This window comes from Pseudomonas sp. JDS08PS003 (assembly GCF_045013505.1).
Taxonomy (GTDB): Bacteria; Pseudomonadota; Gammaproteobacteria; order Pseudomonadales; family Pseudomonadaceae; genus Aquipseudomonas; species Aquipseudomonas protegens_B.
This window is the reverse complement of the sequence record NZ_CP120724.1, coordinates 5,090,001-5,113,851: the sequence shown is the minus strand read 5'-3', so window position 1 is coordinate 5,113,851 and position 23,851 is coordinate 5,090,001. Positions and strand designations below refer to the sequence as shown.

Below are 23,851 nucleotides of genomic sequence, written 5' to 3'. Positions count from 1 at the left end.
ATGGCCGAGTGGTTCAAGAACATCTACTGGGCCGATATCGCCCAGGCCTGTCTCGACACCCTGAGCATGCTCGGTGCGGCCCTGGGCTTTACCGTGCTGCTGGGGCTGCCGTTGGGGGTGCTGTTGTTTCTCACCGGCAAGCGCCAGTTGCATGAAGCCCAGGGCGTTTATCGAGTGCTGTCGGTGCTGGTCAACGTGCTGCGCTCGTTGCCCTTCATCATCCTCCTGATCGTGCTGATTCCCCTGACCACCTTGCTGGTGGGCACTTCCCTCGGGGTGCCCGGCACCATCCCGCCGCTGGTGGTGGGCTGCACGCCGTTCTTTGCCCGGCTGGTGGAAACCGCCCTGCGGGAAGTGGACCGCGGGGTGGTGGAGGCGACCCAGGCCATGGGCGGCAGCACCTGGCAGATCATCCGCCACACGTTGTTGCCGGAAGCCCGAGGCGGCCTGCTGGCAGCGGTCACGGTGACCGCCATCGTGCTGGTGGACTACACCGCCATGGCCGGAGTGATCGGCGGTGGCGGGCTGGGGGACCTGGCGATTCGCTACGGCTACCAGCGTTTCCAGACCGACGTGATGCTGGTCACCGTGGTCCTGTTGCTAGTGCTGGTGCAGGCCCTGCAAATGACCGGCGACCGCCTGGTGGCGCGTTACAGCCGACGCTGAATCAAACCCTTGAAAAACACCCACAACACCCGGCCCACGTGCGCCTCACGACGGCTGTCAGTCATCTGCCTTAGGAGCAACTCCATGAAAAAGACCCTGGCCGTATTGGCCGCTGTGCTGTCCTTGAGCGTTCATGCCAACGAGAAACTGCTGGTGGGCGCCACCCCGGTGCCTCACGCCGAGATCCTCGAATTCATCAAGCCTGAGTTGGCCAGGGAGGGCGTGGACCTGGACATCAAGGTCTTCACCGACTTCATCCAGCCCAACCAGCAATTGGCGTTGAAGAACCTCGACGCCAACTACTACCAGTACCGGCCGTTCCTTGATGACTTCAACAAGACCCGGCACACCGACCTGGTGCCGGTGGTGGGGGTGCACATCGAGCCTTTCGGTGCCTATTCCACCCGGATCAAGAGCATCGCCGAACTCAAGGACGGTGCCACGGTGTCGATTCCCAACGATCCGGTGAACACCGGTCGTGCCCTGGTGCTGCTGCATGAGGCGGGGCTGATCAAGCTCAAGGACCCGAGCAACACCCTGGCCACCCCGCGTGACATCGTCGACAACCCCAAGCACCTGAAGATCCGTGAACTGGAAGGCGCCTTGCTGGCCCGCTCGGTGAGCCAGGTGGACCTGGCGTTCGTGTTCGCCAACTACGCCCTGGAAGCCGGGATCGACACCAACAGCGCCTTGATCGTGGAGAAGGGCAAAGACCTGTACATCGAATTTCTGGTGGCCCGCCCGGACAACCTCAACGACCCGCGGATTCAGAAACTGGCCAAGGCACTGAACTCCGACGCAGTGCGCCAATTCATCCTGACCCGCTACAAAGGCCAGATCGCCCCCGGCTTCTGACCGCCGCCCGATCCCCGGCTCCCACGGGGAGGCGAATTGTAGGAGCTGGCTTGCCAGCGAAGGGGCCCGTGAGATCGCCTTCGCCGGCAAGCCGGCTCCTACAGGCGAGGCGGATAGGTAGGAGCTGGCTTGCCAGCGAAGAGGCCCGTGAGATTGCCTTCGTCGGCAAGCCGGTCCCCACAGGGCGAGGGGGGTCAGGTGCGCTGTTGCGCCTGCTCCCGGTATTCCTGCCGGGTGTCGTCCAGTTGCACTTCCTTGAGCGGTACGGCCCCTACGGCCAGTGCTTTCTCGATGCTCAGGGCGTCGCCCTGGGCGGCCAGCAGGGCTTGCAGACGCTGGAATTCGCCGCACCAGAGGGTCTCGATGTCTTTGTCGCGCAGGGTATCGCGCTGGGCGCTGAGGGCCACCGCACGTACTTGCAGCCGGCCGTTGTCGGCCGTGCCTCCGACCTCCACGCCATACCCCGGAGTGGCGCTCTTGCGCAGCACTACCCGACCTTCCTTGGCCCAGGCAGTGGCCATGCCCTCGCGGACTTCGTAGCCCAGGCCAGCCAGGCCTTCGAGTACTGCCTGGCGGCGGGCCAGGGCGGCGCGTTGTTGCAGCTCGGCTTCGATCAGCGTGTTGAACCGGGCAATCAGCTCATCCACTGGCGCCATATTGGCCAGGCTGCATTGTCCGGCCTGGGCCAGCTCTTGCTCGACAGCCGCGGGACACAGGATCGCGACTTCATTGGCCAGCTCCTGGAGAAGAACCAGGCGCGCGCGGCGTTCATGGCTGTCGCGGGTGGCCTGGGCCAGTTCCAGCACCAGGCTGTCCAGCAGCAGGTTGCGCTGCTGCACGCGGGTTTCGGCGTCTATCTGGCGCAACTTGGCCAGGTAGGGTTCGGCACTGGCCTGATCATCGAGGGTCAGCAACTGGGCAATGTGTTGCTCGATGCGTTCCAGCCTGGGTTCCTTTTGCTCATGGGCGGCGCGCCATTGCGCCAGGGTCTGGGTAGCATTCTCGCCTTGCAGGCGTCGGGCCAGTTGCTGCTGTGCCTCGCTCAGGCCCTGTTCTTCGGCTGCGGCACCGAGGCTGGCGAAACCCTGGGCGAGAGTCGACTCGACAGCCGCCACGGGCTGTCCGTCGGCAATCGCCTGCAACTGTTGCAGCAGTTCGGTTGGCAGCGCTTTGCCTTGCAGCGCGCCCAGCAGAGTGGCGGCGTTTTCCCGCTGGCGGCGGGCCAGTTGGCGCTGTTGCGTGGCCTGCTGCACCGCGCGGTTTTCCCGCTGTTGCAGATCGTCCTTGAGGAACTGGATTTCGATTGGCACCTGCTTTTGCAGATCCAGCAGGCGATCGGCCTCGATCAATTGGCGCAACTGTTGGAAACGCCCGTGGGTGGCGGCCCGTTCCTGTTCGCTCAGTTGCCCCAGGCGTTGCGCCTGTGCTTCCCAGCGGGCAATCGCCTGCTCCAGGCGCCGCAGGTGGCCGGCGCAGATTCCCAGGATCTCTTCGCGGGTGACGATACGCACCACTTTCGGGCCGCTCATGGGGTTTGCTCCGTGTCAGCCAGGGCTTGGGATTGCGTTTGTGCCGCACTGCCGGCCAGCGGTTGCAGGGCCTGCTCGATGGCGGCCTGCAGACGCGCACGTTCGCTTTGCGGGTCGTGGTACCAGGCCTGCGACGAGACCCGATGCAGATGGGGAATGGCCCGGCGCAGGACCGATGGCCGCCAGATCTCCCGGGAGCGGGCGCGGCTCAGCAGCCCATGGCGCGGGGTATCGCATTCGATGCCCAGGGCGTAGAGCCCGGTATCGGGGTGCTCGATGGCAAAGTCCAGGCCGAAGGCATCCCCTTCGTTGGCACTGACCGGGTTCCAGCCCAGGGTACGGATGAATGCCGCTACCGCCTGGGTGAAACCGTCGCTGTGGGCGTTGTGCTGGACCTTTGCATCCTGGCGCTCGGTGACCAAACGCCCCAGCAGGTTGTGGCCGCTGGCGAACTCCCCGGCCGACAGGGCGCGGGCGTACTCCAGGTAGCCTTGCAGGTAGTCCCGCGGGCTGGCGGGTGGGCGCTGGGTGGTGAGCATGTCGGAGATATCGGCAATCGGCATCGAGGTGATCATCACCACTTTGCGCCGGGCCCGGGTTACCGCCACATTGAGCCGACGTTCGCCGCCGGTTTGCCCCAGGACCCCGAAGTTGCGCCGGAAACTGCCCTGGCTGTTACGCCCGAAGGTCGAGGAGAACACGATGATGTCGCGCTCATCGCCCTGGACGTTCTCGACGTTCTTGACGAACACCGACATGTCCTCGCCGTCCTCGCTGCGTTCGCGCTCCTGGCTGTAGGCCGCACGAAACACCGGGTCCTGCTCGGCGCGCAGCTCCAGGCGCTCCTCGATCAGGTCGGCCTGCTTGCGGTTGAAGGTCACCACGCCCACCGAGGGTCGTTCGGCGTAGGGCGTTTGCCACAGCTCGGCCAGGTAGTCGACCACCCGTTCGGCCTCGTCAGGGTTGACCTGCTGCTGGTAGATGCCGTCCACGCGGATCAGCTCCAACGGCTTGATGGCGAGGATATTGGCCTCTGGGTGACGCACCGGAATGCTTAACCGGTTGCCATAGAACGAGGCGTTGGAGAAACCGATCAGCTCACGGTAGGCCGAGCGGTAGTGGATCTGCAGGGTGGTGGCGGGCAACGCGCTGCGGGCCAGTTGCAGCAGGTCCGGGCAGTCCTTGATTTCGCGACGGTTCCAGGTGTCTTCGAAGGCTTCGCGTTGTTCTTCGTCAGCGTCGGCGTCCGGCTGGTCGCCCTCGAACAGTTCGGCTTCGTCGCTTTCCACCCGGCTGGAGAAGAAGGCCGTGGGCGGCATCTGCTTCTCGTCGCCACTGACCACCGTGACTCGGCCCCGGTACAGGGTCGGCAGGGCGAACTCCACGGGCATCTGCGAGGCTTCGTCGTAGATCACGATATCGAACAGTCCGGGCTTGAGCGGCAGCACCCGGCTGGCCACGTCCGGGTTCATCAGCCACACCGGTCGCAGGCTCATCAGCCCCAGCCCCGCGCCCATCTCCATGAACTCGCGCAGCCTGCGCGAACGCCGTCCAGTGAGGCGGGTGACGTCTTCCCATTGTTTGCGGGTACCCAGGCGCGACAGCTCGATGCCTTCACTGAGCAGTTGGCGGTTGAGGCTGCGCATCTGGGTGTCGGCTTCCCCGAGGCTGGTGATCTTCGCCGCGGTTTCGCTGTGCTCCAGCATCAGCTCGGGTTGGCGTTGTTCCATCTGGCGTTTCCAGCCCAGTCGCGCTTCACGGTTGAGCATGCGTCGGACCACGGTTTCCAGTTGCTCGGCGGGAATCCCATCGAGCGTCGCTTGGTAGTCCCGCAGTACCCCCAGCAACTCCAGGTCTGCCGGCGCCAGTTGGCCGGCCCGGGCGCGGAACGCCTGGTAGGCACTCAGGGTCGGCAAGGCTTCGCGCAGGCGATTGAGGGGCAACTGATTGCTCTGGTTGAGCTCCACGCGCTGGCGCAATTGGCCCAGCAGCTCGGGTTGCAGCCACTGATTCAGGCGCTGCAGGGCAGTCAGGCTGTCCTGGCGCACGCTGTGGCGGATAAAGGCCGCGTCATAACCGGCCAGCAGGCTGTCCAAAGATTGCCGTTGGCCGGTCAGGACCACTGCGTCCAGTTGCTCCACCCGGGGAGCTTGCGCCATGGCCTGCGCCAGGGTGCGGATCTCTTCCAGGTGCCCGAGGTCCTGGCGTACCTGCGGCAGCAGGCCCGGGCCACAGTCGCTGGCGATCTCTGCAAGGCTCAGTTGCTGATGCAGTTGCTGCAACTGGTTGCGCAATGGCCGCCACTGGCTTTCCAGCTGGGCCGCCGCCAGCAGTTCCGGCAGGCGCTGCGGCTCGGCCGGGGCGCCCTGTTCAGCGAGGAAGGCCAGCAACTGGCGCTGGCGGATCAGGCGCAGCGGGTTGAGGCGTGCCAGCCAGGAACGACCCTGGATAACCGCGCGGGCGCGGTGCTGCAGGGTGCGCAGCTGGGCCGCGGGCAGGGCGCTGAGGCCCGGCGCCAGATCGGCCTGATGGGCCGCCGCGTCGCATTGCTCCAGTTGTTGGCGCAGGGCCTGCAGGGCTTGGATCAGCTCGTCGCCTTGCGTTGCTTGGCTGTTGCTGCCACGGAACAGGGGGAGCCAGCGCGCCAGCCGTTGGCGGCGTTCATCGTCCAGGCCCAGCAGGCTGTGCACGTGCTGTTCAAGCCAGGCGCGGTAGGGCGCCGGGTCATCGACTTCGAAGTCGGCCGGGTGCGCCTGCAGGGTGTCCAGGCGCTGCTCTTCGCAGCTCAACAGGCGCTCGAAGCCCTGGTTGAACGCTTGCAGGGTGGCTGCATCAGTGGGGAAAGGTTGCAGTTGGGCCAGGGCGCTCTGTTCATAGCGGGCCGGCAGCCACAGGCGGATCAGCGGTGCACAGGCTTCTTCCAGACGCGTCAGGTCGGCGATGTCCAGGGCGGCCAGGTGCTGGCGCAAGACCGGAACATCCAGTGGCGCAGGCCCCTGTTCCAGGCCGATCAGTTCGCCGATCAACTGGCGGTAGCTCAAGCCACAGTGTTCATCGATGCGGTGCAGGCTCAGGTGGAAACGATCCAGTTCACCTTCCAGGGCTTCGATGCGCGCCGCCAGGCGTTCGCGCTGGTGCAGCCAGGGTTGCTGGGCGGCATCGCCCTTGAACAGGGCTTCGAGCTGTTCGCGGACACTGCGGATCACCGGTTCACGGTCGCGGTTGATGTCGTTGAGCATCACCACCCGGTTGCCCAGACCCTCGGCCACCAGGCGCTTGTGCACCACTTCCAGGGCGGCGTGCTTCTGGCAGACGATCAGCAGGCTGCGCTGGCGACCGATGGCATCGGCCACCATGTTGACGATGGTCTGGCTCTTGCCGGTGCCGGGTGGGCCTTCCACCAGCAACCCGGGGGCCTGGCGGGCCTGGAGTACGGCGGCTTCCTGGGAGGGGTCGCTGGCCACGGTAAAGAAGCGCTGCAGTTCAGGCGCGAGCGCGGTGGCCTGGCTGTCGCTGCTGTCTGGTTGCGTCGGGTTCAGGCGCAGGGCGGTTTCCAGGCCGGTGCCGCCGGGAGGCAGGGCCTTGAGCTGGCGCAGATCCTCGCCGATGGCCTGGCCCATGAAGGCCACATGGAACAGCACGGCGGCACAGGCCAGTTGATCCTGGTAGGGCTGCACTTCGGTGGTCGCCGGCGGCAGGCTGCCGAGCACTCGGGAGCTGGCAGTGGCCAGCATGCCGAAGGCGTCCATGACGTCGCCGGCCTTGAGCGCCGAGCGCCCCAGCAGTTCGTCGGCGGCCTTGCGCCAGAGCTTGGCGGCATCGATGCCCAGCAAGGTGTCGAGCCCCGGATTGAGGCGCACCTCTTCACGCTCGCTGTCGAAGACCAGGGCCACCTTGCCGCGGCTGCCGACTTCCAGCAGCAGCTTGACCGGCCACAGCAGCAAGGGGGCGATGCGGGTGCGGGTGGTACCACGCGGGTCCCGGGTCAGGAGGAAGGGGAAGCCCAGGTACAGGCCATCGATCCCGGTGTCGCGTTTGTACAGCGAGCTTTGGCGGTACAGGCTGTTGAGTCGCGCATCCAGCTGCGGGTTCTCGGCGAAGCACGCCGGGTCGAGGGTGATGGGCTGGGCGTTGCGCGCGACCAGATGATCCAGCAGCGCCGGGGCCGGGCTGCGTTCACTGTGCAATTCGTTGAGGTCGACCCGGGCGGTGGTCTTGCCGATGCTCATGCGCACCAGCGGGCCGCGCAGCACCACGCTGGCGACCTTCTTCTCGAAAAAGTCGAGGATCTGCGAAACGTAATGCTGCTTTTGCGGCTCCAGCCACTGTTCGGCGCCGATGGCTAGCAGCACCAGGGCCTTGGCCAGGGGCATGCGCCGTTCCAGGCGAAATTGCTCGGCCCACTCATCGATGCTCGGCACGCCACAGCGGGCGAAGCCGCTGATGCGTTCGTCAATTTCACGGTACAAGGCCGGGCGCGGCAGCCCCAGCAGGGTACGGGCGCTATCGGCATCGAAGCTCAGGACCACGGCCTCGCGGGCCAGGGTGGTGGCTTCTTCGAGGATGGCGTCCATCGAGCGAAACTGGCCGATGGCGGCACTGAGCAGCACGATCAGGTCTTCTTCGCTGATGGTGCGTCGGTCGGCCAGGGACAAGATGCCGTTGTGCTCGCTGTCCGGCAGCAGGCGTTGGCGCTCTTCCCACTGGGCGGCCAGACGAGCGCGGGAACTGGAGAGCAGGTAGATGCGCAGCTGGTCCTCGTCCAGTTCGATGGCCTGGTGCAGGGCGCGTTGGCGCACCTGTTCGGCCCGTAGTTTGAGCCGCGACAGCCAGTGCTCGGTTTCCAGGCGTTCCAGCAGGTCCGGGGCCGGGCCGCTGATCAACCGGTAACCGTCCAAGGGATGCTCCAGCAGCCAGCCCGGGGTGACGATCGCGCCGCGCAGGATCAGCGGCATTTCCGGGTTCAGCAGTTTCAGCGCCAGCATCAGCCGGGTGTCGTCTTCCAGCTCCTGGTGCTGGGCCACCTGGCGCAGGCCGGCCAAGTGCCGGGCAGATAATCCAGCCTGTTCGGCCCAGGTGACGATCACCCCACGCAACAGGTGATCCAGGGCCTGGGGCCAGTGCTCGACCTCGGCGGCCGCCAGGGCAAACGGCCCCGGTCGGCGAAAGCGCCGGCTGCCCAGGGCGATGCTGGCGCCTTCCTCGGCGTCCTCTTCGCTGGCGATCGAGTCCGGTACGCTGGGGCTTTCGCCCTGCAGCCAGGCCTGCACCTGGGGCCATTGCCAGCGCTGGTGACGATCCCGGGCCAGCAGGCCGCGCAGCAGCAGCTCCAGGCGTGGGTCGAGGTCGTCCGGCAGCAGTACGCCATTGGCCAGAATGTGAATCAGGTAGGCGTTGGCATTGATGCCGGCGAAGCACTCACCCTGGGTCAACTGTTCCAGCAGGATCATCCCCAGGCTCCACCAGTCGGAGGCGGCGGCCACGCCCCCAGCGATGGCTTCGGGGGCCATGTAGCGGCTGGTTTCCAGAGGCGAGACGATGTCCAGGTCGAACTCGGACAGACGCGCCGAGCCGAAGCCGCTGACCACCAGGTCCAGGGGCTCACGGCTGCGCACCAGCAAGGTCGCGGGACGCAGGTCGCGGTGGCGCAAGCCGGCTTCGCTGAAGGCATGCAGGGCCTGGCCCAGCTCACTGACGATGTGCTGCACCGCCGCCCGATCGCTGACCACGATCCCCAGGTCGGCCAGGGTGCCGCCGGTGAGTTCTTCGGCTACTTCGAAGGCGCGCTCGTCCCAGCGGCCGGTGTGGATGATCTCCGGCACGTGTTCCCGGGGCAGGCGCTTGAGGGCTTCGTACACCGAGGGATCGGGTTCGGCGCCGGCCTGGTAGAGGGTCAGTACCGCCTGGTGTGCGGTTTCACGGTGCTCGGCGATAAAGCGCTCGCGCACGCCGCCGCTGCTGATCTGACGCAACAGGCGCCAGCCTTCGATCACGGTTTCACTGTCGGCGGCTGGGGGCGCGGTGGGTGGCTGTTGCTCCGGGGCGAGCGGGTCGGCGCCGCAGACCAGGCACATCAGGTCGCCGTCCGCCATGGCATGGCCGTTGCCGCAGACCAGGGGGGAGCCGCTGTCCGCTGCGACCGGGGGCTGCGGCTCAAGCGCTTCGAGGGTGACTACCGGCTGTGGGCGCCAGCCTTCGGGATGAATCGCTTCGGCAGACAGTTCCCAGCCGCAGGCTCGGTTGTCGACCCGCCCTTCGCAGAAGATTTCGGTCAGTGAGCGTTCAGTCTGGCAATTGGGGCAAAAACGTATCATCGGTAGCGGTTCCGGTTAACGGCGGCGTGAGGTGTGGGCGCTGATCTGGAGTTGGTGGCCCTGGTCGTGCAGCAGGTCGCGCAGACGCAGCAGGTCGTCACGCCGAGGGATTCCAGCCATCCAGACACTGCCGTCGTCGTCGAACATCACATCCAGCGCGCGGTCCTCGCGGTGCAGCGGGCGCTGGTAGGCGGACAGACGCTGGCGGCCCAGCTCGGTCAAGAGGATCAGGCGCTGGTTGTCGCTGCCCCGTAGGACCAGCGTTTGCGCCTGTTGTTGCTCGAAGGGGTCGCAGATCAGTGCGTCCAGCAGGCCTTCGGCTTGTTTCAGCAGCGGTTGCAGGGTTTCCAGGGCGTGGCCGCTGTAGACCAGGATGTCGACCTGGGTGCGTTCGCGCAGGGCTCTAAGCAGGGCCAGTAGCGCCTCGGGCTGGTCGAAGGGCTCGCCACCGGACAGGGTGATGCCTTCGGCCTGGGCCAGCCAGGGTTGCAGGTCGTGCAGCACCTGGGTCAACGGCAATGGCTGCTTGCCCGGTCCCCAGGTGTCCGCGGAAATGCAGCCTGCACAACGGATGCTGCAGCCCTGGAACCACAGACCCAGGCGCTGCCCGGGCCCCAAGGTGGTGACCGGGAAGTGCACCCGCGACAGGCTGATGTTCACGAGGCGCGGGCTAGCAGTTGCAGGCTGCCGGCCTGCAGTTGGCGAACTTCGAAGGATTGGCCGGGCTGCGCATCCTGGTCGAACAGGGCCCGGGCCAGGGGGTTGAGCAGGTGCGCTTCCAGCTGGTTGCGAATGCCCCGGCCGCCGTTGGACAAATCCTGCAGGCACAGCTGGCGCAGGCTGTGCTGGGAGTCGTCATCGAGTTGTACATGCAGGGCCTGGGCGGCCAGGTCGGCGAGGATGTTGCCGACCATCTGCTGGAAGATCTGCTCGGCGATGTCCGGGCGGATGAAGTCGAAGACGATGATGTTCTCGCCGATCCGGTTGAGGATTTCCGGCCGGTTGAGCACCAGCTTGAAATAGCGCTCGATCTCGCCCTGGACCTTGCCCTGCACCGCTTCGAAGGCCTCGCCGGGCTGCACGTTGGCCACCCGTTCGCCGTTGTCGCCCTGGCGGTAGATGCCCAGGTTGGAGGTGAAGACGATCAGCGCCTCGGAGAAGTACACGCGATCGCCGCGGCCCGAGGTGAGTACACCGTCGTCGAGGATCTGCAGGAACTTGTCGAGGATTCGCGGGTGGGCCTTTTCGATCTCGTCGAACAGCACCACGCTGAAGGGTTTTTCGCGTATCGCGTTGGTCAGTTCGCCGCCCACGTCGTAGCCCACATAGCCGGGTGGCGCGCCTACCAGGCGCTGGTCGGCGTGTTCGGCGCTGAATTCCGACATATCGAAGCGGATGTATGCGCTTTCATCGCCAAACAGCAGGCTGGTGATGGTCTTGGCCAGTTCGGTCTTGCCGACCCCGGTGGGCCCGGCAAGAAACGCCACGCCCCGGGGGCGGTTGCCCTTGCGGCTGGCGCCGACCCCGGTCATGGCGCGCTTGACGATATCCAGCATGTGGGTCACCGCGTGGGCCTGGCCCTTGACCCGCTGGCGGATGAAGTCGTCGGCCTGGCGGATGCGCTGGCGGTCGATCTTCAGCCAGGGGTCTTCGGTGACGCCGACTTTATAGCGGCGCACCGCGTCGCCAATGCGCTCCATGGCCAGGCCTTCGACCCGGGCCAGTTGGACGATCGCATTGAGGTCGAGCAGCAGCAGGCCTTCGGTATTCTCAACGAAGGCTCGCACTGCGTTGTCGCGGCTTTCTTCGCTGGCCTCCTGGGCGCCGGGCAGGCCTCGCAACAGCGCCGGCGCTAACGCCTGGCGGGCCTGCTGGTCGGGTTTGGACACGGGAATGGGGCGCAGGCGCGGGTTGTCGATCAGCATCCAGTCGGGCAGGTCGCCTTCCTTTTCCACCACCCAGAGGATGCTGTTGAAGAACGGCGTGCGCTGTTCCCCGGCAGGTCGACTACGGGCCTGGTGGGACAACACCAGGGCCTGGGTGAACAGTTGGTGCTCGGCGGCGCTCAGGGCGTCATTGCGGATCACCAGGCGTGATGCAAAGTCGACAATCAGGGCCAGCGGCGCGCCTTGGCGCTCCACCAGGCGCGGCAAGGTGGCTGACAACAGGTCGAGGCCGGCCGGCGCCGCTCCTTCCACCGGGGTCAGGCCCAACTCGCGCAGCAGGCTGTCGGCCTGGGCCGGTTCGCTGCCCGGAGGCAGCAGCACGCGCAGACCGCCAAGGGGGTCCCAGCTCAGCACCTGGGCGTAGCCCGCCGCCAGCAGTTCGTCGCGCAGATTGAGGTTGAAGGGCTGGGGGGTAATGACCCCGGGGGCCACCTCACTGGCTTGCAGGTCGCGGACATTGCCGGACAGTACGAATTGGCTTTTCAGGGGTAGAAAGCGCAGCAGATCGCGCAGCCAGCGTGGCTTTTCGAAGGAGGCAGTCCTTGGCATGGAAGCGGAGCTCGTCGTAGGAAGCAGGACGCGACATTAGCATAGGGAAGTTTTTACTTACGATGCTCCACAGGTTTTCTTACCTGCCAGCGCTGAGTGGGCATCTGCCTTGCGAGGGAAGAGGCCTGTGAGATCGCCTTCGCCGGCAAGCCGGCTCCTACGGGTATGAAGGCGATGTCGCTGTCGGAGCTGGCTTGCGAGGGAAGAGGCCCGTGAGATCGCCTTCGCCGGCAAGCCGGCTCCTCCGGGTAAGAGGGCGCCGTCGCTGTAGGAGCTGGCTTGCCAGCGAAGAGGCCCGAGAGTCAGCCTTGGCCGGCAAGCCGGTTCTTACGAGGGAAGCCGGCTATGGAGTGTCGGTGGCGGCGTCGGGCTCCAGCAGGCGGGCGCCCGGGCCGGCGTCTCCCAGGGCATCTCCATAATTGCGCAGCGGACACCCTTCCATGGACAGGCAGCCACAGCCGATGCACTGGTTCAGCCGCTCGCGCAGCAGGCTCAGTTGGCGGATGCGTTCGTCCAGTTCGCGGCTCCATTGTTCCGACAGGCGCTGCCAGTCCGCGGCACTGGGCGCGCGGTCGGCGGGCAGAGTCGCCAGGGCCTGGCCAATCTCCGCCAGGGGAATGCCCAGGCGCTGGGCCACCTTGATCAGGGACACGCGACGCAGCACTGAACGCGGGTAGCGCCGTTGGTTGCCCGCGTTGCGATTGCTCTTGATCAGCCCCTTGGTTTCGTAGAAATGCAAGGCGGTCACGGCCACGCCGCTGCGGGCCGACAGTTGGCCAACCGTCAGTTCTTTGTGGAGGGCGTCGGGTTCGATCATTAAAGGGCACCAGGATGAAAAACAGGCTTGACCTTGACTTAACTAGAGGTTTTACCCTGCAGCGCATTCAATCGCAAGATACTGTCCGACCGCCGTAGGGAGCAGTTCATGGCCGCATTTGAGAGAAATCGCAGCTTTACCCAATTGATCGAGTTCGAGATCGAACCTCATCAGCAGGAGGCCCTGGTGTCGGCCTTGTCCGCGCAGACCGAGCGTCTGGCCCAGGGCTATGGCGGCTTTCTCAGTGCCAGCGTGCAGGCCAGCGACGATGGTCGGCGGGTGCTCAATTACCTGCAATGGCAATCCCGGGAAGCCGGCGAGGCGGCCTTCGAGCGTTTCGAGAGCGGCGAACAGGATTTCTGGCAGTTGATCCTGACCCATCAGGCCAAGACCGTGACCTTCGGTTCGTTCCAGGTGCTGAGCAGCATTGCCCGCAGCCAGGACAATGCCCTGCACTGCAACCTGCTCTAGATCGACAGCTGCAGGGTGCGTTCGCTGTGGGCGTCCACCGGGCGGCGCTTGTTGACCGCCAGTTCGCCGATCTTGATCAGCCGGGTGCGGGTGACGTTGCGGCTCAAGCCCAGCAGGTTGGCGGTGTGCACCTGGTTGTAGTGGCTGAAGCGATAGGCCGCGCGCAGCAGGGCGTCCTCGACCTTTTCATGCAAGGCGCCGGCCTGCTCGGCGAATAGTTTCTGGAAGGCGCGGTCCAGCAGCGCTTCGGCGGAGTCGTCGTGGCTGGGATGGCTGTCGTCGGCGCGCTCGATGCGCATGTTCGACAGGCGCAGGTCATCGCGCTCGATCACGCCATTGCGGCAGATCAACAGGGTGTGGTGGATGACGTTTTCCAGTTCGCGGATGTTGCCCGGCCAGCTGTAGCTCTTGAGTTTGTGTTCGGCCTCCTTGCTGATGCTGATGCTGCCGTAACCCAGACGCTGGCTGTAGGCCTCGATGAAGTGCCGGGTCAGGGGCAGGATGTCGCCGGGGCGTTCGCGCAGCGGGCTCAGTTCCAGGCTGACCACGTCCAGGCGGTAGTACAGGTCCTCGCGAAAGTGCCCGGCATTGATGGCCTTCTCCAGTTGCACGTTGGTGGCGGCCAGGACCCGCACGTCGATGGGAATGCTTTTGCGCGAGCCCAGGCGCACCACTTCACGCTCCTGCAGCACCCGCAGCAGTTTGACCTGGATGGCCATGGGCAAATCGCCGATCTCGTCGAGGAACAGGGTGCCGCCGTCGGCCTCTTCGAACCAGCCGGCCTTGGCGCTGAGGGCGCCGGTGAAGGCGCCTTTTTCATGGCCGAACAGTTCGGCCTCTACCAGGGATTCGGAGAAGGCGCCGCAGTTCACCGCCACGAACGGCCGGTTGCGCCGGGCGCTGAGGTTATGGATGTGGCGTGCCACCAGTTCCTTGCCGGTCCCGGTTTCACCGATGATCAGCACGCTGGCTTCACTGGGTGCCACCTGTTGCAGGTGCGCCAGCAGGGCCTGGGATTTCGGGTCCTCGAACACCTGGGCGGTGGCGCGGATCGAGGTCGCCAGGGCGGGCGAGGGCGGTAGGGTCAGAAGCTGCATCGGCACTCTCCGTGAACAATAAGGCTAGGAGTAGAAGGTCGGGGTCGGCAGGGACTGGTTCAGTGCCCAGTCGCCCAGTTCGTGGAGCTTGTAATCCAGCGGGTCGTGCAGGGTCTGGGTGCGCAGGTTGCGCCAATGGCGGTCCAGGCGCAGGGAAGCGTGGGTCGAGCGTGCGCCGGTGACTTCGAACAGGCGACTGCACAGGTCCAGGCCCTGGCGGCTGGCGGCGACTTTGGCGGTGGCGATGGCGGTGGCCAGGTGCCCGCGCTCCTCGGCGCTGAGGCCGGGACCTTTGGCCCACGCCTGGTCCAGCAGCCCGGCGGCCCGCTCCACCAGCAGGCGGATGCCTTCCAGGGCCACCCAGAATTCGCCGTAGTGGCGCAGTACATAAGGGTCCTGGCGCACATCCTGGGCGCTGGATCTATGCCAGACCCGGGTCTCGGTGAGGGTGTATTGCCGGGCTTCCTCGAAGGCGCCTTCGGCGATGCCGAGGAACATGTGGGTGAAGGTCAGTTGGGCGATCAGCGGGCGCAGGCAGGCGAACGGCGTGCTCAGCGGGCCCGGGTCCAGCAGCAGTTCCGACTCTTCCACCCTGACCCGTTCAAAGGTGGCGCTGCCGCTGTCGGTCTGGCGCTGACCCATGTTGTTCCAGTCGTTGTGCAGGGTGATGCCGCTGCGGCCGCTGGGGATGGCGGCGATCAGCAATTTGCCGCCGTTGCTTTCATCCACCGCCGAGGCGATGAGCATTTCCGAATCGCTGGCCCCGGAGCAGAAGCTCTTTTTGCCGGAGAACTCGCGCCAACCGCCGAGGTTCCGGACCAGGGTGCGGGTGTCCAACGGATTGAGGGCGTTGCCCCAGAACCAGTTCTTGCGCGCGGTCTGTTCGAACCAGGGTTGCCATTGCTCTGGCTTGGCGAACAAGCGCACGGTGGCCAGCATCAAGTGATGGAAGCCAAAGACGTGGGCGATGGAGCTGTCGACCCTGGCGAACTCGCGGACGATGTTCAGGGTTTCGCTCCAGGGCGCGCCGAGCCCGCCGAACTGGGTGGGGATGCTCAGGGCCAGCAGGCCGCTGTGGCGCAGGGCATCGCGCTCGGCCTTGGGGGTGCCGCCACGTTCATCGCGTTCGACGGCGGTGAGGGCAAACTCGGCGGCCAGTTGGCGAGCGGTCTGCAAGGGGGACAACAGGGCGCTTTGCGGTTTGGCAGTCACGCGGTGTTCCTCGTTCGTGGCCGTTGTGGCGGCCGGGAAAAGGTGCTGCGAGCTGTAGGAGCTGACTTGCCAGCGAAGAGGGCCGAAAGATCGCCTTCGCCGGCAAGCCGGCTCCTACAACAGCTTTGGGGATTTCAGCGGCTGTTGGGCAACACGTCGTTGGCGATCATTTCGCCGAACGGCCCGGTCAGGTTGGTGACGCCACGGCCGGCCAGGCTGGCATAGGGTTCCGGCAGCAGTGGGAACACCAGTTCGGCGAAGCGATAGGCCTCTTCCAGATGCGGGTAGCCGGAGAAGATAAAGCTCTCGATGCCCAGGTCGGCGTACTCCTTGATGCGTTCGGCCACTTGCTGCGGGTTGCCCACCAGGGCGGTGCCGGCACCGCCACGCACCAGGCCGACTCCGGCCCAGAGGTTGGGAGCGATCTGCAACTGATCACGGCGACCGCCGTGCAGGGCGGCCATGCGCCGCTGACCTTCGGAGTCGAAGCGCGAGAAGGATTGCTGGGCGGCGGCGATGGTTTCGTCGCTGATGTGTTCGATCAACCTGTCCGCGGCTTTCCAGGCTTCGTCCTCGGTTTCGCGGACGATCACGTGCAGGCGGATGCCGAACTTCACGGTGCGGCCCTTGCGCGCAGCGCGTTCGCGCACGTCGGCCAGCTTTTGGGCGACCGCTGCAGGAGGCTCGCCCCAGGTCAGGTAGACATCCACCTGATCGGCGGCCAATTCGTGAGCGGCCTCGGAGGAACCGCCGAAGTACAGCGGTGGATAGGGCTTCTGCACCGGTGGATACAGGGCTTTGGCGTTCTGTACATGCAGGTGCTTGCCCTCGAAGTCCACGGCTTCGCCTTCCAGCACCCGGCGCCAGATCTGCAGGAATTCGTCAGTCACTTCGTAGCGTTCGCTGTGGCTGAGGAAGCTACCATCGCCACGGTTTTCGTCCGGATCGCCACCGGTGACTACGTTGATCAGCAGGCGACCGTTGGACAGCCGGTCCAGGGTTGCGGCCATGCGCGCGGAAACGGTGGGGGAGATGATTCCCGGGCGAATTGCCACCAGATAGCGCAGGCGTTCGGTCAGCGGCACCAGGGCCGAGGCGATGACCCAGGAGTCTTCGCAGGAGCGTCCGGTGGGAATCAGCACGCCGTGGTAGCCCAGGCTGTCCGCAGCCTGGGCCACTTGCTTGAGGTAGTTGAGGGTGACCGGGCGGGCGCCCTGGGCAGTGCCCAGGAAGTGGCCGTCGCCGTGGGTCGGAAGAAACCAGAACACATCCATGACAGGTCCTTAAGCGATTTTCAGCAGATTTTTCGGGTGAGCGCCAAACAGCGGCGCAGCCCGTTCGGCGGCCAGCTGGATGCGGGCTTTCAACAGTTCGCTGGTGATCTGGTAATTGCTGAAGTCGGCTTCGGTGGCGTAGACGCCAATCGGCAGGGTCAGGGCCTGGAAGAAACTGAACAGCGGACGCAACTGGTGATCCAGCACCAGGGCGTGGCGTTCGCTGCCTCCGGTTGCGGCCAGCAGCACCGGGGTATCGATCAGGGCGTTCAGGTCGATGAGGTCGAACAGATGCTTGAGCAGGCCGGGGTAGGAGCCGCGATAGACCGGGGCGGCGACGATCAACAGGTCGGCGTTTTCGATGGCCTGGAGCTCGGCCTCGACTTCGGCCGGCAGTTCCTGGCGCGACAGGGCTGCGCCTACCGGACGGGCAATATCGCCCAATTCGATGAGGTGGCTGTTGATCGGCAGGTGCCCGGACAGTTCGTCCAGCAGGGCCTGGGTCAGCACCAGGGTGCGGGACGGGCGCCAGGTTCCACCGGAGAGGGCAACAACGTTCAAGGGACGGGACATGATCGGTTCCTTTTTAAACAGTGGCTCTGCGAGCAATGGCAGGTGTCCTGGATCGGGAGCAAGAGCTGTACCAACCCGTAAAAGCCTTGTATTGCAGGGGTTGTGGGCGATCCGGAGCGGATTGGCTGCTGTTGCGCAGGCACTGTTTTGTTGATCGACTGTTGCTGGGCAAACAGTTGCCAGGGCAACAGTTGGGCAACGCAATGCAGCTGTTATAAAGGCTTGTTGTTATTCCTCAAAAGAGCTTGTTTCCATATTTATAGGTCGTTATGGAATATGAGGCGCGACTGCCAAGACCTTGGAACAGTCGATAGCGACTATCGAGCTGGATGATTTTTGCCGTTGCCGGTGCGGGAGTAGCCTTTGTGCATTGTTCGCAACCCGCTCCAGGTGCTCGCCATGAAGGCTTCCTCCATTGTTCTGTTGATGTTGGTTTTTAGTGTGCTGGCCGGCTGTGCCAGCCCGGGCACTCCTGAGCTGCGTCCCTACACGGCCCGGGAAACTCGCGAACTGGCGTTGGAAGCCTTGAATCGTCGCGGCCTGTCGTTCGATGAGTACCAGCAGAAAAAGGCCGAGCTGCTTGGCCGTCCTGGGGCGTTCGATGGGCAGGGCGAGATGAGCGCCCAACGCAATATCAGTCGGCACCATCCGGCCAGTTGATTAAAACTGTACTGGTCGAAGTTTTGCGCAACTGTCCGTGGGTTTCAGGCAGGCCCTGAGTTAGGGTCGAGGCCTGATCGACCTTGCCCAGGACCTTGCATTCATGACCCTTTCCCTTGACCTGCTGTTGGCGTTCGCCCTGTTTGCCTTGGTCACTTCCATCACGCCCGGCCCTAACAACACCATGTTGCTGGCCTCGGGGGTGAACTTCGGCTTCAACCGTTCCATTCCTCATATCCTCGGCATCAGTTGCGGTTTTTTCGTTCTGGTGCTGGCGGTTGGCCTGGGCCTGGGGGCGGTGTTCGAGGCCTATCCGTTGCTGTACAGCGTGCTGCGATATGTCGGAGCGGCGTACCTGCTGTACCTGGCGTGGAAGATCGCCCGTTCCGGGCCCATGTCCGAGGAGCAACAGGGCCAGGGGCAACCGTTGGGGTATTGGGGGGCTGCGGCGTTTCAGTGGGTCAATCCCAAGGCTTGGGTGATGGCGGTGGGGGCTATCAGCACTTACACCCCGTTGCAGGGCTACTTCACCAATGTGCTGGTGATCGCGGCGGTGTTCGCCTTGATCAATGCGCCTACGGTCAGCCTTTGGGCCGCGTGCGGCAGCCTGCTGCGCAACGTGCTGCGCAATCCTCGCTGGCTGCGCCTGTTCAATCTGGGAATGGCCGGATTGTTGGTGATTTCCCTGGCGCCGCTGCTGCTGGAAAACATCAGTTAAGCGGCGCTTCAACGCGTTGCCCCGAGCCTGTTAAGCTGCGTCCCAGGAGCGTTCCTACGCACTTTTAAACGAAGTTGTTCTTCTTTAACTGCATCCGATCGCGTATTGCTGAGTGCCTGCTTTGACGCGCCGTTCTTGTACGGCGCGTTTGTGCGTCATCTTCTCTGAGCCAATGCCGATCCTGGAACAAGCTCTGCGGGTCTTCAGTCATGAACAAACGTCCTCTTTATTTCGACTACGCCGCCACCACGCCGGTGGATGAGCGGGTCATCCAGGTGATGCTGGAGTGTCTGGGTTTCAACGCCAATTTCGGCAACCCGGCGTCCAGTTCCCATGCTTTTGGCCAGGAGGCGCGGCGCAGTGTCGAGCGCGCCCGGCAGCAGGTCGCACAGTTGGTGGGCGCGCAGCCGGAGCAGATTGTCTGGACCTCCGGTGCCACCGAATCCAACAACCTGGCGCTCAAGGGCGTGATGCAGGCCCGGGGCCTGAGCGGTGGGCACATCATCACCAGCCAGATCGAGCATAAGGCGGTGCTCGACACCGCCCGCCAGTTGCAGGAAGCCGGTGTGGCGGTGACCTATCTGGTGCCGGATGCCGGCGGGTTGATCACGGCCCAGGCGGTCAGTGAAGCCTTGCGCGACGACACTTTTCTGGTGTCGTTGATGCTGGTCAACAACGAACTGGGCACCCTCAACGACATCCCGGCGATTGGCCAGGTGGTGCGTGCGCGAGGTGCGTTGCTGCATGTGGACGCGGCCCAGGGTGCCGGCAAGGTGGCTATCGATCTTGAGCACTGGCCGGTGGACCTGATGTCGTTCTCCGCGCACAAGTTGTATGGCCCCAAGGGCATCGGCGCGCTGTATGTCGGGCCGCGGGCTCAGCAGCGGCTGCTGGCGCAGATTCATGGTGGCGGTCACGAAGGCGGATTGCGTTCCGGGACCCTGGCCACCCACCAGATCGCCGCCATGGGCGCGGCCTTTGCCCTGGCGGGTGAGCTGTTCGAGGAAGAAACCGCGACCATCGTCCGTCTGCGCCAGCGATTGCTGGAGCAACTGGCGGGCATTGCCGGCCTGCGCTTGAATGGCAGTGTCGGCCAGCGCATTCCCCATACCTTGAGCCTGACTTTCAGCGAGGGGGGCTTCGATTCGGCGGCACTGAGTGCGTCCCTGGCGTTTTCCGCGACCTCGGCCTGCAACTCGGCGAGCCATGCGCCTTCCCATGTGCTGCTGGCCCTGGGGCACGATGCATCACAGGCCGCTCGCACCATCCGCTTGAGCCTTGGGCGTTTCACCACCGAGGAGGATGTGGATCGCGCCGCACAGTTGATCAAGGCGTCATGCGCCACCGCTCCGGCGTTCTGGGCCGGAGCCCAGTCTTGAGGGGCGAGTGATCTCGACCTTCCATAACAATGAATAAGCCGGTTAAGGAGACACAATGAGTACCCAGCCTTCGACCCAGGGAGTGGTCACCCAGCGCTTGGCGCACGTCCGTCAGTTGATGAGCCGCGAGGGCATTCATGCCTTGCTGGTGCCGTCGGCCGACCCGCATCTGTCGGAATACCTGCCGGGTTACTGGCAGGGGCGCCAGTGGCTGTCGGGCTTTCATGGCTCGGTGGGCACGCTGATCGTGACCGCGGATTTCGCCGGGGTCTGGGCCGACAGTCGTTATTGGGAACAGGCCAGCAAGGAGCTCAAGGGCAGCGGTATCGAACTGGTGAAGTTGCAGCCGGGCCAGCCCGGCCCCCTGGACTGGCTGGCGGAGCAGACTCCGCAAGGTGCGGTGGTGGCGGTGGATGGCGCGGTGATGGCTGTGGCTTCGGCCCGCACTTTGGGCGCCAAGTTGCAGGAACGCGGAGCCCATCTACGGACCGATATCGATCTGCTTCAGGAGGTGTGGAGTGATCGTCCCGCGTTGCCGGATCAGCCGGTCTATCAACACTTGCCGCCACAGGCGACGCAGAGCCGGGTGGAGAAGCTCGGCAAGCTGCGGGAAACCCTGAAGGAGCGGGGCGCGGACTGGCATTTCATTGCCACCCTCGACGATATCGCCTGGCTGTTCAACCTGCGGGGGGCGGATGTTTCATTCAACCCGGTGTTTGTGTCCTTCGCCCTGATCAGCCAGCAGCAGGCCACTTTGTTCGTGGCCTTGAGCAAGGTCGATGACCACCTGCGTGGGGTGCTGGAGGCGGATGGCGTGAGCCTGCGGGACTATTCGGAAGTGGCGGCGGCGCTGCGCGCAGTGCCTGAAGATGCGACCTTGCAGATTGATCCGGCACGGGTCACCAGTGGCCTGCTGGACAATCTGCTTCCCGGGGTGAAACTGCTGGAAGGGCTCAACCCCACGACCTTGGCCAAGTCGCGCAAGAGCCTGGCGGACGCCGAGCACATTCGCCAGGCCATGGAGCAGGATGGCGCGGCCCTCTGTGAATTCTTCGCCTGGTTGGAGAGCGCCCTGGGTCGTGAACGAGTCACCGAGCTGACCATTGATGAACACCTGACGGCGGCTCGTGAGCGGCGTCCGGGGTACGTATCCCTGAGTTTCAATACCATTGCCGCATTCAATGCCAATGGGGCGATGCCTCATTACCACGCCACGCCTGAAGAGCACGCGGTGATCGAGGGCGATGGTCTGTTGCTGATCGACTCCGGTGGCCAGTACCTGGGCGGCACCACCGATATCACCCGCATGGTGCCTATCGGTACTCCGAGTGCCGAGCAGAAGCGCGATTGCACCCGAGTGCTCAAGGGGGTTATCGCGTTGTCCCGGGCGCAGTTCCCACGGGGCATTCTTTCGCCGTTGCTGGATGCCATCGCTCGTGCGCCGATCTGGGCCGAAGGCGTGGATTACGGACATGGCACCGGGCATGGTGTCGGTTACTTCCTGAACGTTCATGAAGGTCCGCAGGTGATTGCCTATCAGGCCGCACCAGCGCCGCAAACCGCGATGCAGCCGGGGATGATCACCTCCATCGAGCCGGGGACTTATCGTCCCGGGCGTTGGGGAGTGCGGATCGAGAATCTGGTGTTGAACCGCGAGGCAGGTACTACTGAGTTTGGTGAGTTCCTGAGGTTTGAAACCCTGACGCTGTGCCCGATCGACAGCCGTTGCCTGGAGCCGTCGTTGCTGACTCAGGAGGAGCGTGAGTGGTTCAACGCTTATCACGGTGATGTTCGTCGGCGTCTCAGTCCACTGTTGGAAGGGGCGGCGCTGGAGTGGTTGCAGGCTCGGACTGCGGCGATCTGAAGTAAGGCCTCACCCGCGCAACGCGGGTGAGGTGGCTGCGGCGACTCAAGCGTCGCCGCAGATGCCAGTGGTTACTTGCTCAAGGCTTCTCGGACGAAGTCGAGCCGATCCTGACCGAAAAACAGTTCCTCACCCACGAACATGCTGGGAGCACCGAATACTCCCCGTTGCAACGCCTGTTCGGTCTTGTTCTTGAGAGCGGTCTTGACGTCCTCGGCATTGCTCAGGTCGAGGATCTGTTGTGGGTCGAAACCGCCTTGTTCCAGGACCTGGGCGACGCTGGCGGCGTCGTTGAGGTTGCGTTTGTCGACCCAGAGTGCACGGAACAGGCAGTCGACGAAATCGATGAAGCGTTCCGGCAAATGCATCTGCACTCCGGTAGTGGCGCGCATCAGCAGCAGGGTATTGATGGGAAAGTGCGGGTTGAAATTGAGCTGCACCTGATAGCGTTGGGCGAAGCGCGCCAGGTCCTGCAACATGTAGCGGCCTTTGGCAGGGACGCTGATGGGGGACGCGTTGCCGGTGGTCTTGAAGACGCCGCCCAGCAGCATGGGTTGGTAGACCAGTTGACTGCCGGTCTGGGCACAGATCTTCGGCAGTTGGGTGTAAGCCAGGTATGAAGTAGGGCTGCCCAGGTCGAAGTAGAACTCCACCTTTTTATTCATGATCCAGATTCCCTGATTGTTGTTATGGAGAGGGGGTTACCAGCGTTCGCTCCAGGGGCGCAGGTCCAGTTCGAAGGTCCAGGCATCCCGGGGCTGGCTGTGCAGGTACCAGTAGTTCTCGGCGATATGCTCGGGGTTGAGGATGCCATCCTGATCCTTGAGGGCATATTTCTCGGGAAAGCTGGTGCGGATGAAGTCGGTGTCGATGGCACCGTCGACGATGATATGGCCGACGTGGATGTTCAAGGGCCCCAGTTCCCGGGCCATGCTCTGGGCCAGTGCGCGGATGCCGTGCTTGGCGCCGGCAAAGGCGGCAAAGCCCGCGGCGCCGCGGACCCCGGCGGTGGCGCCGGTGAACAGGATGGTGCCGCGCTTGCGGGTGACCATGCGCTTGGCCACCTCGCGGGCATTGAGGAAGCCTGAAAAACAGGCCATCTCCCAGATCTTGAAGTATTTACGTGCGGTTTCCTCAAGGATGCTGCAAGGGACGTTGGCACCGATGTTGAAGACGAAGGCTTCGATCGGGCCAATCTGGGTTTCGATCTGTTCGATCAGTGCCACCACGTCCTCCTCTTTCCGGGCATCGCAGGCAAAGCCATGGGCTTGGCCACCGGTTTGCTGGATGGCGTCTACCAGCGGCTGCAGTTTGTCTGCGCTGCGTCGGGTCACGCAGGCAGTAAAGCCTTCTGCGGCGAAACGCTTGGCAATGGCGCCACCGGTGGCATCACCGGCACCGACCACCAGTACGACTTTGTTCTTGTTCAAGGCTGTAGTCATGGGAGGCTCGCTGTTTAGTAAACGATCGTTAACTAAACGAACGTTATGCTATGATTTTTCTGTCGTCAAGCAAGTAGGGGAGTCCATCAGGAATGCGTTATTCAGTCGGTCATAAGCAGGAAACCCGAGAACGCCTGTTGCAGAGCAGTGCAACCCAGGCCAAGAACGATGGTTTTTCTACCGTCGGTGTGGATGCGTTAATGAAGGCCATCGGCCTCAGTGGCGGGGCTTTTTATACTCACTTCACGTCCAAGGACGAGCTGTTCGGCTCCATCGTCGAGCGCGAGTTGAGCCAGAGCCTGGAGCGTCTGGGTGGGGAGGGGCAGCAGAATCAGGCAAAGCTGCGGCGTTGCTTGAAGCAGTACCTGAGTGTGGCGCATCTGCAGCAGCCGGGGGCGGGATGTGCGTTGCCAGCGTTGGGCGCGGAGATTGCTCGGGGCAGTGTCGAAGTACGGCAGGAGGCGCAAGACTGGATCTGCCGTTTG

19 protein-coding genes (1 of these 19 running past the window's edge) are annotated in these 23,851 nt (G+C 64.3%); 8 read left to right on the top strand and 11 right to left on the bottom strand.

The window, feature by feature from the left end; genetic code table 11:
- Together P7C00_RS22495 and P7C00_RS22490 are read left to right on the top strand one after the other, a co-directional pair.
- Positions 1–666, top strand: coding sequence for a methionine ABC transporter permease (locus P7C00_RS22495; protein WP_346632100.1), 666 nt, complete (start codon positions 1–3; stop codon positions 664–666).
- 84 nt (positions 667–750) lie between these two features.
- A complete protein-coding gene (locus tag P7C00_RS22490) occupies positions 751–1,521 on the top strand; it encodes a MetQ/NlpA family ABC transporter substrate-binding protein (protein WP_346632099.1) in 771 nt (256 codons plus the stop codon).
- Positions 1,522–1,715: 194 nt separating this feature from the next.
- On the opposite strand, the gene P7C00_RS22485 is transcribed toward P7C00_RS22490, so the two are convergent.
- The 5 genes from P7C00_RS22485 to soxR all read right to left on the bottom strand — a co-directional run bounded on the left by P7C00_RS22485 (position 1,716) and on the right by soxR (position 12,676).
- The gene (locus tag P7C00_RS22485) at positions 1,716–3,050 is read right to left on the bottom strand and encodes a hypothetical protein (protein WP_404937407.1); all 1,335 of its coding nucleotides are present in this window, start codon (positions 3,048–3,050) and stop codon (positions 1,716–1,718) included.
- Positions 3,047–9,364: an AAA domain-containing protein gene (locus P7C00_RS22480; protein WP_404937406.1), complete on the bottom strand. Its 6,318-nt coding sequence runs from the start codon at positions 9,362–9,364 to the stop codon at positions 3,047–3,049. The genes P7C00_RS22485 and P7C00_RS22480 overlap by 4 nt, the downstream gene beginning before the upstream one ends.
- Before the next feature lie 15 nt (positions 9,365–9,379).
- Positions 9,380–10,024 (bottom strand): 4Fe-4S cluster-binding domain-containing protein, encoded by a 645-nt coding sequence (locus P7C00_RS22475; RefSeq protein ID WP_346632096.1) that lies wholly within the window; start codon positions 10,022–10,024, stop codon positions 9,380–9,382.
- Positions 10,021–11,859 carry an AAA family ATPase gene (locus tag P7C00_RS22470; RefSeq protein WP_404937405.1) on the bottom strand — a complete coding sequence of 613 codons (1,839 nt, stop codon included), beginning with the start codon at positions 11,857–11,859 and terminating at the stop codon, positions 10,021–10,023. The genes P7C00_RS22475 and P7C00_RS22470 overlap by 4 nt, the downstream gene beginning before the upstream one ends.
- A gap of 343 nt (positions 11,860–12,202) precedes the next feature.
- Positions 12,203–12,676, bottom strand: coding sequence for a redox-sensitive transcriptional activator SoxR (gene soxR, locus P7C00_RS22465; RefSeq protein ID WP_346632094.1), 474 nt, complete (start codon positions 12,674–12,676; stop codon positions 12,203–12,205).
- A gap of 108 nt (positions 12,677–12,784) precedes the next feature.
- Here soxR and P7C00_RS22460 point away from each other — a divergent pair, with 108 nt between their 5' ends.
- Positions 12,785–13,147, top strand: coding sequence for an antibiotic biosynthesis monooxygenase (locus P7C00_RS22460; RefSeq protein WP_346632093.1), 363 nt, complete (start codon positions 12,785–12,787; stop codon positions 13,145–13,147).
- Here the strand turns inward: P7C00_RS22460 and P7C00_RS22455 are convergent.
- The 4 genes from P7C00_RS22455 to msuE all read right to left on the bottom strand — a co-directional run bounded on the left by P7C00_RS22455 (position 13,144) and on the right by msuE (position 17,303).
- Entirely contained in the window at positions 13,144–14,244 is a 1,101-nt protein-coding gene (locus P7C00_RS22455; protein WP_102880375.1) for a sigma-54-dependent Fis family transcriptional regulator, read from the bottom strand. The genes P7C00_RS22460 and P7C00_RS22455 overlap by 4 nt on opposite strands.
- A 24-nt stretch (positions 14,245–14,268) precedes the next feature.
- Complete coding sequence (locus P7C00_RS22450; RefSeq protein WP_404937404.1) at positions 14,269–15,456, bottom strand: acyl-CoA dehydrogenase family protein; 1,188 nt, start codon at positions 15,454–15,456, stop codon at positions 14,269–14,271.
- A gap of 134 nt (positions 15,457–15,590) precedes the next feature.
- The gene (gene ssuD / locus P7C00_RS22445) at positions 15,591–16,730 is read right to left on the bottom strand and encodes an FMNH2-dependent alkanesulfonate monooxygenase (protein ID WP_404937403.1); all 1,140 of its coding nucleotides are present in this window, start codon (positions 16,728–16,730) and stop codon (positions 15,591–15,593) included.
- Positions 16,731–16,739: 9 nt separating this feature from the next.
- The gene (gene msuE / locus P7C00_RS22440; RefSeq protein ID WP_346632090.1) at positions 16,740–17,303 is read right to left on the bottom strand and encodes an FMN reductase; all 564 of its coding nucleotides are present in this window, start codon (positions 17,301–17,303) and stop codon (positions 16,740–16,742) included.
- Positions 17,304–17,702: 399 nt separating this feature from the next.
- Here msuE and P7C00_RS22435 point away from each other — a divergent pair, with 399 nt between their 5' ends.
- The 4 genes from P7C00_RS22435 (at position 17,703) to P7C00_RS22420 (ending at position 21,924) form a co-directional block, all read left to right on the top strand.
- Complete coding sequence (locus P7C00_RS22435) at positions 17,703–17,963, top strand: hypothetical protein (protein ID WP_346632089.1); 261 nt, start codon at positions 17,703–17,705, stop codon at positions 17,961–17,963.
- Between the two features lie 103 nt (positions 17,964–18,066).
- On the top strand, positions 18,067–18,681 hold the full coding sequence (locus P7C00_RS22430; protein ID WP_346632088.1) for a LysE family translocator: 615 nt from the start codon (positions 18,067–18,069) through the stop codon (positions 18,679–18,681).
- Between the two features lie 209 nt (positions 18,682–18,890).
- On the top strand, positions 18,891–20,060 hold the full coding sequence (locus tag P7C00_RS22425; protein WP_404937402.1) for a cysteine desulfurase family protein: 1,170 nt from the start codon (positions 18,891–18,893) through the stop codon (positions 20,058–20,060).
- 55 nt (positions 20,061–20,115) lie between these two features.
- On the top strand, positions 20,116–21,924 hold the full coding sequence (locus P7C00_RS22420) for an aminopeptidase P family protein (RefSeq protein WP_346632086.1): 1,809 nt from the start codon (positions 20,116–20,118) through the stop codon (positions 21,922–21,924).
- Positions 21,925–21,995: 71 nt separating this feature from the next.
- On the opposite strand, the gene P7C00_RS22415 is transcribed toward P7C00_RS22420, so the two are convergent.
- Together P7C00_RS22415 and P7C00_RS22410 are read right to left on the bottom strand one after the other, a co-directional pair.
- On the bottom strand, positions 21,996–22,589 hold the full coding sequence (locus tag P7C00_RS22415; protein ID WP_346632085.1) for a 2-hydroxychromene-2-carboxylate isomerase: 594 nt from the start codon (positions 22,587–22,589) through the stop codon (positions 21,996–21,998).
- 36 nt (positions 22,590–22,625) lie between these two features.
- Positions 22,626–23,366 carry an SDR family oxidoreductase gene (locus P7C00_RS22410; RefSeq protein ID WP_123727151.1) on the bottom strand — a complete coding sequence of 247 codons (741 nt, stop codon included), beginning with the start codon at positions 23,364–23,366 and terminating at the stop codon, positions 22,626–22,628.
- A gap of 92 nt (positions 23,367–23,458) precedes the next feature.
- Between P7C00_RS22410 and P7C00_RS22405 the strand changes: the two genes are divergently transcribed.
- Positions 23,459–23,851, top strand: the 5' portion of a protein-coding gene (locus tag P7C00_RS22405) for a TetR/AcrR family transcriptional regulator (protein ID WP_346632084.1). The gene runs 177 nt beyond the window's last position; 393 of the gene's 570 nt are visible here — the first part of the coding sequence; its start codon is at positions 23,459–23,461; its stop codon lies off the right edge, out of view.